This window comes from Allobosea sp. 01N443 (genome assembly GCF_056399325.1).
In genome coordinates this window covers 1-12,517 of sequence record NZ_JBFTRC010000165.1, presented here as the reverse complement: position 1 = coordinate 12,517, position 12,517 = coordinate 1, and the positions used below count along the sequence as shown (strand labels likewise).

Annotated in this window: 14 protein-coding genes; all 14 read left to right on the top strand. The window is 65.7% G+C overall.

What is annotated here, in order from left to right; translation table 11 throughout:
- On the top strand, positions 1 to 2,102 hold a 2,102-nt coding region (locus tag AC1DRP_RS28180; protein ID WP_476770170.1), incomplete at its 5' end, for a DUF4118 domain-containing protein.
- Positions 2,099 to 2,794, top strand: coding sequence for a response regulator (locus AC1DRP_RS28175; protein WP_441491689.1), 696 nt, complete (start codon positions 2,099 to 2,101; stop codon positions 2,792 to 2,794). The genes AC1DRP_RS28180 and AC1DRP_RS28175, both read left to right, overlap by 4 nt.
- Before the next feature lie 178 nt (positions 2,795 to 2,972).
- Positions 2,973 to 3,287, top strand: a complete 315-nt coding sequence (locus tag AC1DRP_RS28170) for a 2Fe-2S iron-sulfur cluster-binding protein (protein ID WP_441491690.1) — start codon at positions 2,973 to 2,975, stop codon at positions 3,285 to 3,287.
- Positions 3,287 to 3,643, top strand: coding sequence for a DUF2849 domain-containing protein (locus AC1DRP_RS28165; RefSeq protein WP_441491691.1), 357 nt, complete (start codon positions 3,287 to 3,289; stop codon positions 3,641 to 3,643). Before AC1DRP_RS28170 ends, AC1DRP_RS28165 begins: the two co-directional genes overlap by 1 nt.
- A gap of 3 nt (positions 3,644 to 3,646) precedes the next feature.
- Positions 3,647 to 5,317 carry a nitrite/sulfite reductase gene (locus AC1DRP_RS28160; RefSeq protein WP_476770169.1) on the top strand — a complete coding sequence of 557 codons (1,671 nt, stop codon included), beginning with the start codon at positions 3,647 to 3,649 and terminating at the stop codon, positions 5,315 to 5,317.
- Positions 5,304 to 5,813, top strand: a complete 510-nt coding sequence (locus AC1DRP_RS28155) for a DUF934 domain-containing protein (RefSeq protein ID WP_441491693.1) — start codon at positions 5,304 to 5,306, stop codon at positions 5,811 to 5,813. The genes AC1DRP_RS28160 and AC1DRP_RS28155 overlap by 14 nt, the downstream gene beginning before the upstream one ends.
- A 75-nt stretch (positions 5,814 to 5,888) precedes the next feature.
- On the top strand, positions 5,889 to 6,056 hold the full coding sequence (locus AC1DRP_RS28150; RefSeq protein ID WP_176733396.1) for a hypothetical protein: 168 nt from the start codon (positions 5,889 to 5,891) through the stop codon (positions 6,054 to 6,056).
- The gene (cysG, locus tag AC1DRP_RS28145; protein WP_441491694.1) at positions 6,053 to 7,513 is read left to right on the top strand and encodes a siroheme synthase CysG; all 1,461 of its coding nucleotides are present in this window, start codon (positions 6,053 to 6,055) and stop codon (positions 7,511 to 7,513) included. The genes AC1DRP_RS28150 and cysG overlap by 4 nt, the downstream gene beginning before the upstream one ends.
- A gap of 251 nt (positions 7,514 to 7,764) precedes the next feature.
- The gene (locus tag AC1DRP_RS28140; RefSeq protein ID WP_441491695.1) at positions 7,765 to 8,799 is read left to right on the top strand and encodes a sulfate ABC transporter substrate-binding protein; all 1,035 of its coding nucleotides are present in this window, start codon (positions 7,765 to 7,767) and stop codon (positions 8,797 to 8,799) included.
- Positions 8,759 to 9,649 carry a sulfate ABC transporter permease subunit CysT gene (cysT, locus tag AC1DRP_RS28135; RefSeq protein WP_441507660.1) on the top strand — a complete coding sequence of 297 codons (891 nt, stop codon included), beginning with the start codon at positions 8,759 to 8,761 and terminating at the stop codon, positions 9,647 to 9,649. The genes AC1DRP_RS28140 and cysT overlap by 41 nt, the downstream gene beginning before the upstream one ends.
- The gene (gene cysW, locus AC1DRP_RS28130) at positions 9,642 to 10,517 is read left to right on the top strand and encodes a sulfate ABC transporter permease subunit CysW (RefSeq protein WP_476770168.1); all 876 of its coding nucleotides are present in this window, start codon (positions 9,642 to 9,644) and stop codon (positions 10,515 to 10,517) included. The genes cysT and cysW overlap by 8 nt, the downstream gene beginning before the upstream one ends.
- A gap of 12 nt (positions 10,518 to 10,529) precedes the next feature.
- On the top strand, positions 10,530 to 11,576 hold the full coding sequence (locus AC1DRP_RS28125) for a sulfate/molybdate ABC transporter ATP-binding protein (protein WP_476770167.1): 1,047 nt from the start codon (positions 10,530 to 10,532) through the stop codon (positions 11,574 to 11,576).
- Between the two features lie 70 nt (positions 11,577 to 11,646).
- Entirely contained in the window at positions 11,647 to 12,084 is a 438-nt protein-coding gene (locus AC1DRP_RS28120) for an OsmC family protein (protein ID WP_441491699.1), read from the top strand.
- Positions 12,081 to 12,517, top strand: a 437-nt coding sequence (locus tag AC1DRP_RS28115; protein ID WP_476770166.1) for a sulfurtransferase, incomplete at its 3' end; no start/stop codon positions are given. The genes AC1DRP_RS28120 and AC1DRP_RS28115, both read left to right, overlap by 4 nt.

Genomic DNA, 12,517 nt, shown 5'->3' with positions numbered 1-12,517 from the left:
AGACGGCGCGGCTCGCCGCCGACAATTTCTTCAAGCCCGAGAACCTGACGGCGCTGCGCGAACTGGCCTTGCGCCGCGCTGCCCAGACCGTCGACGACCAGCTCAGCCAGGCGATGAAGCGTGCCGGCGTCGAAGGCCCCTGGGCGGCCGGCGAGCGCATCCTGGTCCTGATCGGGCCGGACGCCATGGCGAGTTCGCTGGTGCGCGCGGGACGGCGCCTCTCCGACATGATGATGGACGCGCCCTGGACGGTGGCGCATGTCGAGCGGCCGAACCGCGTCGAGCCGGATTCTGCTCGCGGCCGCAGCCTGTCGGAAGCGCTCAAGCTCGCCGAACAGCTCGGCGCAGCCAATGTCGTGCTGACAGGCGACGATCTCGTCGCCACCGTGCTGGACTATGCCAGGCGCAACAACGTCACCCAGATCGTCGTCGGCAAGTCGCACCGCCGGGGCTGGCGCGCCTGGTTCCACCGGTCGCTGGCGCCAGCCCTGCTCGAGGCACAGAACGGCGCGGCGCTGCACATCATCACCGAGAGCGCGTCCGGGCCTGCCGTCCCGTCGTCCCCAGTTCCGAAGCGCGCGCTGCAATGGGGCGGCCACCTCGCCTCCGCTGCGCTGGTCGGTGGCACGATCCTTATCGGGGAGATGATCCAGAACCGTGTCGAGAATGCCAATCTCGCCATGCTGTTCATGGTCAGCGTGCTGATATCGGGACTCGCATTCGGTCTCTGGCCAGCCGTCACGGCCGCAGCCTTCGCCGCGGTTGCCTATAATTTCTTCTTCCTCGAGCCGCTGCTGAGCTTCTGGATCGGCCATCCAGCGGATGTCCTGACATTCCTCGTCTTCTTCGCGGTGGCGATGACGACGGGTGGCCTGACGGGGCGGGTCCGGGATCAGGCCAGGGCGACGGCGCGACGAGCCTCGGCGATCACCGCATTGCTCGCCGCGAGCCGGCGGCTGTCGGGAGCCGCGCGCAAGGAGGATGCAGCCACGATCCTGGCCGAGCAGCTTTCGGCCGCGACGTCCGGCAAAATCGTCGTCTTCCTACCGCATGGCGAGGAAATCGCCGCGGCGGCCRGAGCGCCTGCGCTCGAGGCGCTCAGCACAGCAGACATGACCGCGGCGCGCTGGACCTGGACGCGCGGCGAGCCTGCCGGCGCCGGCACCGGCACCTTGCCCAATGCTGCCTGGACATTCCGCGCGCTGCAGGGCGTGCGCTCGCGCTCGGGCGTCGTCGGATTCGAACCGCAAGCGCTGCTCGATGCCGAGAACGAACGCTTCGCGCTGGCGCTGCTCGATCAGGGGGCGATCGCGCTGGAGCGGGCCGAACTGGCCGCCGCGGCCGTCGATGCCGAGGCGCTCCGCCGCAGTGATCGGCTGCGCTCGGCGCTGCTCAACTCCGTCAGCCATGATCTGCGCACGCCGCTGGCGACGGTGCTCGGATCGGCGACGACGCTGATCGACTTCGGCAAGACGGTCGAGCCCGCGGTGCGCGACGACCTGCTGCTCTCGATCCGCGAGGAGGCCGAAAGGCTCAATCGTTATGTCGGCGATCTGCTCGACATGTCGCGGCTGGAAGGCGGAGCGCTGGTGACGCGCCGCGACTGGACCGATGTGCGCGACGTGATTGCCGCAGCGATCGAGCGCGTCTCGCGCCGCCTCGATCACCGCCGCGTCCAGCGCGATTTTCCCGCTGCGCTTTCGGCCGTACGGGCCGACCCTGGCCTGCTCGAGCAGGCTCTGGTCAACATCCTGGAAAATGCCATCACCTATAGCGAGGACGGTTCGTTGATCGAGACGGCGGCCTATGAAGACAGGGGCAATGTCGTGATCTCGATCGAGGATGAAGGTCGCGGTATCCCCACTGCCGAGCTGGAACGCGTCTTCGAGAAGTTCCGCAGGCTCGAGGAATCGACCGACCGTGGCGGGGAACGCGGCAAGGGCGCCGGCCTCGGCCTCGCCATCTCAAAGGGCTTCGTCGAGGCGATGGGCGGGCGGATCGCAGCCGCGAGCCCGATCCAGGACCGTCCGGACGGAACACCCGGCGGCACCCGCATCCTGATCAGCTTGCGCAAGGACAGCGCGCCCGGAGTCACGACATGACAGCCTTTCGCCCTCGTATCCTCGTCATCGACGATGAACCTCAGATCCATCGCTTCCTGGCTCCGGCGCTCGATGCCGCCGGTTACGAGCCGGTTCGCGCCGATGACGCCGCAGCCGGCCTGCGCGAGCTTGCACGAAAGCCGCCGGATGCGGTCGTGCTCGATCTCGGTCTGCCCGACATGGACGGCAAGGAGGCGCTGGCCAAGGCGCGGGCCTTTTATGACGGCCCGGTGATCATCCTCTCGGCGCGGGATCGCGAGACCGAGAAGATCGATGCGCTCGATGCCGGTGCCGATGACTATGTCGAAAAGCCGTTCGGGGTCGGCGAATTGCTGGCACGGCTGCGCGTGGCGCTGCGTCACCGCATCGAGCGTCAGGGTGCGGACGCGGTGATCCGCTCGGGCGCCGTCGAGATCGATCTCGTCAATCGACGCGTCAGCCGCGACGGTACGCATGTGAAGCTGTCACCAAAGGAATATGACCTGCTCGCCTCGCTCGCCGGCGGCAATGGCCGGGTACTGACCCATCGCCAGATCCTCACTGCCGTCTGGGGGCCGGCACATGAGCACGATGTGCAGTATCTCCGCGTCTTCGTCGGTCAGCTCCGCCAGAAGCTCGAGCAGGACCCGACGAGCCCGAAGCTGATCGAGACCGAACCCGGCGTCGGTTACCGGCTCGGCGGACTGGTCTAGCGTCATCTTGGCGGTGAGAGGATTATTTCGCCCCCGCCCCTTCTGCAGCTGCGGCAAAGACAAATATCCTCCTTTTCAACGGGAATAAGAAAAAACACGCTACCAGGCGTGAATTGAACCCACCGCTGCGCTGCCGTATTTGAGATGTTCGGAATAGCGAACAAGGTGAGCGCTGAAGGTGGCCATTCTCAACGTCATCGACCGGCAGGGTCAGCCGCATGAACTCGAGGCCGTCGAAGGCTGGCGGGTCATGGAAATCCTGCGCGACTATCGCGTCGGGATCGAAGGCGTCTGCGGCGGTTCCTGCGATTGCGCCACCTGCCATGTCATTGTCTCGCCGGAATGGGCCGAGCGCCTGCCCGAGCCGCGCGAGGACGAGATCGACGCACTCGATACGCTGCCGCTGATTGAACGGACCTCCCGGCTCTCGTGCCAGATCATCTGGTCCGATGATCTCGACGGCCTGACGCTGACCCTGGCGGAGGCTGCGTGATGGCCGCTGCCCCCAAGCGCCCGCCTCTTCCGGCAATCCTTCTCGCCAATGATCTGCTTGATGGCGATGTCGTTTTCGCTTCGGTTGCTGCCGCCGGTGCGCTCGCCTGGACGCGCGATCCCGCGCTTGCGCTGGTCGCAGCCGACGATGCGGCAGCGGCGCGGCTGGAGGCCTATGCCGTCAGCGAATTCGCAGCCCAGCATGTCGTCGATGCCTACCTCGTCGATGTCGCGATCGAGGCCGGCGGGCCGGTGCCACGGCATTATCGCGAACGCATGAAGACGCTCGGACCGAGCAACCGTCCCGATCTCGGCAAGCAGGCCGGGGACGGTATCGCAGCCGAGCGGAGGGCCTGAGACATGTATCGCTACGATGAATTCGATGCGCGCTTCGTCCGCGAGCGGGTCGCCCAGTTCCGGGATCAGGTCGGCCGCCGGCTCAATGGTTCGCTGACCGAGGACGAGTTCAAGCCGCTGCGGCTGAAGAACGGTGTCTACCTGCAGCTCCACGCCTATATGCTGCGCATTGCGGTGCCTTACGGCACGCTGTCTTCGCGCCAATTGCGCCAGCTCGCCCTGATCGGCGAACGCTATGACCGCGGCTATGGCCATTTCACCACGCGTCAGAACCTGCAGTTCAACTGGCCGAAACTGCGTGACATCCCGGAGATCCTGGATCTCCTTGCCGAGGTCGAGATGCATTGCATCCAGACCTCGGGCAACTGCATCCGCAATGTCACGGCCGATCATTTCGCCGGCGTCGCGCAGGACGAGATCGAGGACCCGCGCCCGACCGCCGAACTGATCCGGCAATGGTCGAGCCTGCATCCCGAGTTCAGCTACCTGCCGCGCAAGTTCAAGATCGCGGTGACAGGGGCCGAGCATGACCGGGCCGTGATCAAGGCGCATGACATCGGCCTGCGCCTGCGGCGGCACCCGGACATCAATGCCATCTCCTATGAGGTCAGTGTCGGCGGCGGTCTCGGCCGCACGCCGATGATCGGCAAGGTGGTGCGCGACTATCTGCCCAAGGCCGACCTCCTCGCCTATCTCGAGGCGATCATGCGGGTCTATAATCTCGAAGGCCGCCGCGACAACAAGTACAAGGCTCGGGTCAAGATCCTGGTCCACGAGATTGGCGCCGAGGAATTCACGCGGCGCGTCGAGGAGGAGTTCGCACGGCTCGACGGTCCCTCCGTCAATGCCGACCCGGCGGAAGTCGCACGCATCGCCGCCTATTTCGCTCCGCCAACCTACGAGGCCCTGCCCGCCGTCAGCCGCGTGCTGGAAGCGACCAAGGCCACCAATCCGGCCTTCGCGCGCTGGGTGGAGGTCAACACAGCTCCGCACAAGGCCCCTGGCTATGCAGCGCTGACCATTTCGCTGAAGCCGATAGGCCAGGCGCCGGGCGACGCGACCTCTGAGCAGATGCGGCTCGTCGCCGACCTGGCCGAGCAGTATTCGCATGACGAACTGCGCGTCACCCATGCGCAGAACCTCGTCCTGCCGCATGTGCGCCAACGCGATCTCTTTGCGATCTGGCAGAAACTCGGCGAAGCGGGCCTGGCCTCCGCCAATGTCGGGATGATCACCGACATCATCTCCTGCCCCGGGCTCGATTATTGCGCGCTGGCGACAGCGCGCTCGATCCCGATCGCCCAGGCCATCCAGCATCGCTTCGCGGATGCCGAGCGTCAGCGCCAGATCGGAGAGCTGAACATCAAGATCTCCGGCTGCATCAATGCCTGCGGCCACCACCATGTCGGCCATATCGGCATTCTCGGCCTGGAGAAGCGCGGCATCGAATCCTACCAGATCACGCTCGGTGGCGACGCAACCGAGAACGCGGCCATCGGCGAGATTCTGGGCCCAGGCCTTGCCGCCGAGGACGTGCCCGATGCGATCGAACGCATCGTCAATGTCTATGTCGAGACGCGCCAGGCGAACGAGAGCTTTATCGATGCCGTCCGCCGGCTCGGCCTTGGACCTTTCAAAGCCGCTTTCCAGGAGACCGCCCATGCTGTTGCTTGATCGCTCCGGCACCAAGACGGATGTCTGGACGCGCAGCGAAGGGGCTGCCATCGACAACCTCTCGCATGCCCTCGTCGACTGGGAGGCTTTGCCGGACGCGCTGCGGCAGAAAGCCCGTGACCAGCGCATCGGCGTGAGCGTGCCCAATCATATCCGGATCGCCGAACTCAAGCTTGTCCTCCGGCAGCTCTCGCTGGTGAGCGTTGCCTTCCCGGCCTTCTCGGACGGGCGCGGCTTCAGCCTGGCCAAGCTCATTCGCAACCACGGCTTCACCGGAACCCTGCGCGCCAGCGGCCCCTTGATCGCCGACCAGTTCGCCTATGCGCTCTCATGCGGCTTCGACGAGATCGAACTGCCGGAGACCAGTGCAGCGCGCCAGCCGGTCGATCAATGGCTGAGCGCGGCCGGCCGGATCAGCCATGGCTATCAGCGCGGCTACGGCGACGGCCGCAACATTCTCGACCAGCGGCGCGCGGCCCGCGCTGCGGCAGGTTGATTCATGGCCAGGTTCTCGCAGAGCGAGGCAGGCTGCCAGCGCGCCCGCGAGGGTGAGGATTTGAGGGAGGACTGCATGGACGGCGACCTGTTGCGCGCGATTCCGCCTCGCCCCTATGAACGCTGGTTCGATATTTGCTTTCGGCTTATCATCCTTGCGCTTGCCGGATTCTGGTTGTTGATGCCGCCGGCTGGCGCACCGGATCGGCCGGTCGACCTGAAGGCGGCAGAAACCACGCGATGACGCAAAGAGCGCCCGAACCGACGACTGCGCGCCGCATCGAGCGGCTGGCAACGTTGCCGCTGTTCCACAAGCTGGACGGGCGCAAGGTCTTGCTGGCGGGCACGGGCGAAGGTGCGCTCTGGAAGGCCGAGCTGCTCGCGGCGTCTGGAGCCGATCTCCTCATTCTTGCGGGTGTGGAGACGGACCTGTTCGACAGTCTCGTCGCTGACCCGCCTGCTGCCGGGATCACCCTGTACAGCCGCCACTGGCAGCCGGGCGACTTCGATGGCGCGGCGCTGGCCATCGGCGAGATCGAAGAGGACGAGGAGGCACACGCCTTCGCGGCCGCCGCACGGCAGGCCGGCGTGCCGGTCAACGTCGTCGACAAGCCGGAATTCTGTGACTTCGCCTTTGGGTCGGTCGTGAATCGGTCCCCGCTGATCGTCGCGATCTCGACCGACGGCGCCTCGCCCGTTTTTGGCCAGACCATCCGTACCAAGATCGAAGCCCTGCTTCCCGCCGGTCTCAAGGACTGGGCGCAGGCCGCCAAGGAGTGGCGGCCTGCAGTTCAGGCCCGCGACCTGCCCTTCGCGCTGCGTCGTGCCTTCTGGGAGAAATTCACCCGCCGCGCCATGGCGGAACCGGAACGCGCGCCGCAATCCCACGACGAAGCGGAGCTCTTTACCGAACTCGACCGTCTCGAGAGCGGCCATCAGGGCATCGGCAGGGTCACGCTCGTCGGCGCTGGCCCCGGCGATCCGGAATTGCTGACCCTGAAGGCGATCCGCGCGCTGCAGAGCGCCGACATCATCCTCTATGACGACCTCGTCTCCGCGGGCGTGCTGGAATTCGCCCGCCGGGAGGCCAAACGCATGCTGGTCGGCAAGACCGGCTATGGTCCCTCCGTCAAGCAGGACGACATCAACACGCTGATCGTTTCGCTCGCGAGCCACGGCAAGCATGTCGTGCGGCTGAAGGGCGGCGATCCCGGCATTTTCGGCCGCGCCGGCGAGGAGATCGAAGCCTGCGCCCGGGCCGGTATTCCCGTCGTCATGGTGCCCGGCATCTCGGCGGCTCAGGGGGCGGCGGCATCACTCGGCCTCTCCCTGACCCACCGCGACCATGCCAGGCGGTTGCAGTTCGTGACCGGCCATGCCCGCACGGGGACGCTGCCCGAGGATCTCGACTGGCGAGCTCTTGCCGATCCTCATGCGACGACCGTGATCTATATGGCGCGGAACACCCTGGCCGCCTTCCGCGAGCAGGCGATTGCCGCTGGTCTCGCCCCCGAGACGCCGGCGATCGCAGTGGTCGCCGCGACGCAGCCCGGCGAAGCGCGTTTGCGCGCAACGATCGCCACCCTGCCGGAGCGGCTTGGCGAGCTGCCGCCCAAAGGGCCGCTGCTTGTGCTGATCGGACGCGCGCTCGAAGGTGTTGCAGCCGAGGCGCTCGATCTGCAGACTCTGCGCAGCGCCTGACCGGCCGATCGAATCGGCGGACGCCCGATATGCGGGTTTGTGTCCGGCCTCGCCTGAACGACGCGATTGCCGCATCTGCCTTGGAACGCCTTGAAAGGAGAGACGTTTTCTCCGGACGGGGCAAAGTTTGGAAGGGGCTACCTGCACCGGTAGGTTGAGGAAATACCGCCAATTCAGTACGCTTTGTTTGTTATTCAGAACGGTTGCCCGCTCATATGAGCTGACGGCATTGATTTCGACGGAGCACTGACATGACGCAAGAGCGCATTCGCCGGATAATCCAGGCAGCCCTGATCGTCGGCGCCTTTTCCATCTGCTTCGGTATCGTCAGCGGCGCTCGCGCCCAGAGCGAGTTGCTCAACGTCTCCTATGATCCGACCCGCGAACTCTACCGCGCCATCAACACCGCCTTCACCGCCGAGTGGCAGAAGAAGACGGGGCAGAAGCTGACGATCCGCCAGTCGCATGGTGGTTCGGGCGCCCAGGCCCGCACCGTGATCGACGGGCTCAATGCCGACGTGCTGACATTGGCGCTGGCGGGCGATATCGACGCCGTTGCCGAGCGCTCGAAGAAGATCCCGCTCGACTGGCAAAAGCGCTTGCCGCAGAACTCCTCTCCCTACACCTCGACGATCGTGTTCCTGACCCGCAAGGGCAACCCCAAGGCCGTCAAGGACTGGGGCGACCTCGCCAAGCCTGGCATCAGCGTCATCACCCCGAATCCCAAGACTTCGGGTGGCGCACGCTGGAACTATCTCGCGGCCTGGGCCTGGGCCGAGAAGGCCTATGGCAAGGACGAGGCGAAGGTGCGGGACTATATCGCCGCCGTGCTGAAGAACGTGCCGGTGCTCGACACGGGCGCGCGCGGCTCGACCACGACCTTCGCCCAGCGCGGCCAGGGTGACGTCTTCCTGTCATGGGAAAACGAGGCCTTCCTCGTGCTGCAGGAATTCGGCGCCGACAAGTTCGACATCGTCGTGCCCTCGCTTTCGATCCTGGCAGAGCCGCCGGTGACGATCGTCGACGGCAATGTCGATGCCAAGGGAACGCGTGCCGCAGCCCAGGCCTATCTCGAATTCCTCTATACGCCGGCTGCACAGGCCATCATCGCGAAGAACTTCTACCGGCCGCGCAATACGGAGGCCGCGGCAGCTGAGGACCTCGCGCGTTTCCCCAAGCTTGAGCTGATCACCATCGACACCGTTTTCGGTGGCTGGACCAAGGCACAGAAGGATCATTTCGCCGATGGCGGGACCTTCGATCAGCTTTACAAGCCGGCGCGGTGACCGCGTGGCGGTAACGGCCAGCTCCTGGCGGCAGCCTAGCATCCTTCCCGGTTTCGGGTTGTCGCTCGGCATCACGATCAGCGCCTTGTCGCTGATCGTGCTCATYCCGCTCGCGGCACTCTTCCTCAAGGCGGCAAGCGCTGGCCCCGCTGATATCTGGGCGATCATCACCTCGGCCCGCACCCAGGCTGCCTTGAAGCTGTCCTTTGGCGCTGCCCTGTTTTCCGCGATCCTCAACGCCATCTTCGGGCTGATCATCGCCTGGGTTCTGGTGCGCTACCGCTTCCCCGGCCGGCGGCTGCTCGATGCCGCGGTCGACCTGCCCTTCGCGCTGCCGACCGCTGTCGCAGGCATCGCCCTCGCCTCGATCTACGCGCCGAACGGCTGGATCGGTGCCCTGCTGGCTCCCTACAACATCAAGGTCGCCTATACCCCGCTCGGCGTCATGGTGGCGCTCGTCTTCATCGGCCTGCCCTTCGTGGTGCGGACCGTGCAGCCAGTGCTGGAGGAAGCCGATGCGGATATCGAGGAGGCCGCCGCACTGCTTGGCGCCAGCCGGTTGCGCACCATTTTCAGGGTCATCCTTCCCGGTATCGTGCCAGCGTTGCTGACCGGCTTCGTCCTCGCCTTCGCCCGTGCCGTCGGCGAATACGGCTCGGTGATCTTCATCGCGGGCAACGTGCCGATGTTCTCCGAGATCGCCCCGCTCCTGATCGTGATCCGGCTGGAACAGTTCGACTATGCGGGGGCTTCCGTCGTCGCGACGATCATGTTGATCGTCTCCTTCGCGCTGATCCTGGCGATCAATGGAATCCAGTCCTGGAGCCGCGGGAGACTGGGTCATGTCTGACACGCCGCTGCCGGCCGCCATCTACAAGACCGACCGCGCGCTGCGCGACGGCTTCTGGATCCGCGCCCTGCTGTTGAGCCTGGCACTGGGCTTTCTGCTGCTGTTCCTCTTCCTGCCGCTGATCGCGGTCTTCATCGAAGCCTTTGCGAAGGGATATGGGCTCTTCCTGGAGAGCATTACGGAGCCGGATGCCCTGAGCGCCGTTCGCCTGACCCTGCTGGTCGCCGCCATCGCGGTGCCCTTCAATCTAGTCGTCGGCGTCGCCGCCGCCTGGGCCATCGCCAAGTTCGAGTTCCGGGGAAAGAGCCTGCTGATCAGCTTCATCGACCTGCCCTTCTCGGTCTCTCCGGTGATCTCGGGCCTGGTCTATGTTCTGCTCTTCGGCGCGCAGGGCTTTCTCGGGCCCTGGCTCAAGGCCCATGATATCGAGATCATCTTCGCGCTGCCCGGGCTGGTGCTGGCGACGATCTTCGTCACGTTCCCCTTCGTTGCGCGCGAGTTGATTCCGCACATGCAGGCGCTCGGCTCGAGCGACGAAGAGGCGGCCCTGACGCTGGGCGCCTCGCCCTGGCGCACCTTCCTCACCATCACGCTGCCGAATGTGAAGTGGAGCCTGTTCTATGGCGTGCTGCTCTGCAACGCACGCGCCATGGGCGAGTTCGGCGCCGTCACGGTCGTGTCCGGCCGGATCAGGKGGCTGACCACGACGATGCCGCTGCATGTCGAGATTCTCTACAATGAATACAACAGCGTCGCTGCCTTTGCCGTCGCCTCGTTGCTGGCCGGGCTTGCACTGGTGACGCTCGCCCTCAAGACCTATCTCGAATGGCACTTCGCGGATGCGATCTCCGCCAAGTCGCGCCATTGACGGAGGCTACCAATGTCCGTTGCCGTAACCATCGAGAGCGTCCAGAAGAGCTTCTCGAATTTTGCCGCCCTCCGCGGCGTTTCGCTCGACGTGCAGCCCGGCGAACTCGTCGCGCTGCTCGGCCCATCGGGCTCGGGCAAGACCACGCTGCTGCGGCTGATCGCAGGGCTCGAACAGGCCGATGATGGCCGCGTGCTGTTCGACGAAACCGATACGCGCCGACTCAGCCTGCGCGAGCGGCGGATCGGCTTTGTCTTCCAGCACTACGCGCTGTTCAGGCATATGGATGTCGCGTCCAACATTGCCTTCGGCCTCAAGGCCCGGCCGCGGAGCGAGAGGCCGAGCGCGAGCGAAATCTCCAGGCGCGTCAGCGAACTGCTCGAACTCGTCCAGCTCGGCGGGCTTGAGCGGCGCTTCCCGACGCAACTATCCGGTGGCCAGCGCCAGCGCGTCGCCCTTGCCCGCGCGCTCGCCATCGAGCCGCGCGTGCTGCTGCTCGACGAACCCTTTGGAGCGCTCGATGCCAAGGTCCGCAAGGATTTGCGCGGCTGGCTGCGCGACCTTCACAGGCGCACCGGCCACACCACCCTCTTCGTCACCCATGACCAGGAAGAGGCCCTCGAGCTGGCCGACCGCGTCGCGATCCTGAACGACGGGCGGCTGGAGCAGGTCGGTTCGCCCGATGACGTCTATGACCATCCAGCGACGCCCTTCGTCTGCGAATTCCTGGGCGAGGCGAACAAGCTCCCTGTCGAGGTCGTCGGCGGGCAGGCCTTCTTCGGCAATCGGCCGGTCMTTGGCGGCCTGCAGCAGAACCAGGGCGGGGCCGCCTCGCTCTATGTCCGGCCGCAGCATATGCGCATCGTTGACGATACCCCGCTCGCCCTCCCCGGCGTGGTCGAGGATTTGCGCCGCAACGGGCCGCTGCGGCGCGCCGAGATTGCCGTTGAAGGCTTGATCCGGCGGATCGATGTCGATCTCGCAAGCCAGGTCGCACCGGCCATCGGCGAACGGGTGCGCTTGCGGATCACCCATGGCAGCCTGTTTGCCGCGGCGTGACACCACCCTCGCCTCATCGCCGCCGACCGTTTAAGTCTTTCGCCGAGTCAGGCTTTGAGAGGACACGACGATGAAAGCACGGGCAAGCTGGGTCGAGGGCATGGCCTTCATGGGTGAGGCCGGCAGCGGCCACGCCATCATCATGGATGGCGCTCCGGAATATGGCGGGCGCAATATCGGCATCCGGCCGATGGAGATGCTGCTGATCGGTCTCGCGGGCTGCACCGGCTTCGATGTCGTCTCGATCCTCAAGAAGGGCCGCGAAGCCGTCACGGGGTGCGAGGTCGAAGTCGAGGCCGAGCGCGCGACTGAAGACCCGAAGGTCTTCACCAAGATCCATCTCTCCTATCGCGTGACCGGCCGCGGGCTGGCGCAAGCCAAGGTCGAGCGCGCCGTCACATTGTCGAAGGAAAAATACTGCTCCGCCTCGATCATGCTCGGGGCGACGGCCGAGATGAGCTACGCGCTCGAAGTTGTCGATGAACTGCAGCAGGTGGCGGCGGAATGAGCGATACCTTCTCCGGACTGACCACGCCTGAGGCCCTGGCCCGGCGCCTGGCCGACAGCAACCTCGTCGTTCTCGACATCCGCTCATCGGTCGATGGTGGCGGAAAGGCGGCCTATGAGGCGGGACATATCCCAGGCGCCGTGCACACCAATTACGTCGCCGACGGCTGGCGCGCCAAGGTCGGCAATGCACCGGGCATGCTGCCGCCGCTCGATCATCTGGCCGGGCTGGTCGGCAGCCTCGGCATCAAGCCGCATGACGATGTCGTCATCGTACCGGCAGGCGTCAGCGCGACCGACTTCGCCGCAGCTGCGCGGGTCTACTGGACCTTGAAGCTGATCGGCCATGGCCAGCAGGCCATTCTCGATGGCGGATTCCGGGCGTGGAGCGCCGACCCGTCGCGACCGATCGAAGCCGGTCCATCCGCGCCAAA

Coding starts and splice junctions, on each gene's coding strand:
- AC1DRP_RS28175 (WP_441491689.1), top strand. CDS start 2,099: ATGACAGCCTTTCGCCCTCGTATCCTCGTCATCGACGATGAACCTCAG.
- AC1DRP_RS28165 (WP_441491691.1), top strand. CDS start 3,287: ATGGCCGCTGCCCCCAAGCGCCCGCCTCTTCCGGCAATCCTTCTCGCC.
- AC1DRP_RS28160 (WP_476770169.1), top strand. CDS start 3,647: ATGTATCGCTACGATGAATTCGATGCGCGCTTCGTCCGCGAGCGGGTC.
- AC1DRP_RS28155 (WP_441491693.1), top strand. CDS start 5,304: ATGCTGTTGCTTGATCGCTCCGGCACCAAGACGGATGTCTGGACGCGC.
- AC1DRP_RS28150 (WP_176733396.1), top strand. CDS start 5,889: ATGGACGGCGACCTGTTGCGCGCGATTCCGCCTCGCCCCTATGAACGC.
- cysG (WP_441491694.1), top strand. CDS start 6,053: ATGACGCAAAGAGCGCCCGAACCGACGACTGCGCGCCGCATCGAGCGG.
- AC1DRP_RS28140 (WP_441491695.1), top strand. CDS start 7,765: ATGACGCAAGAGCGCATTCGCCGGATAATCCAGGCAGCCCTGATCGTC.
- AC1DRP_RS28120 (WP_441491699.1), top strand. CDS start 11,647: ATGAAAGCACGGGCAAGCTGGGTCGAGGGCATGGCCTTCATGGGTGAG.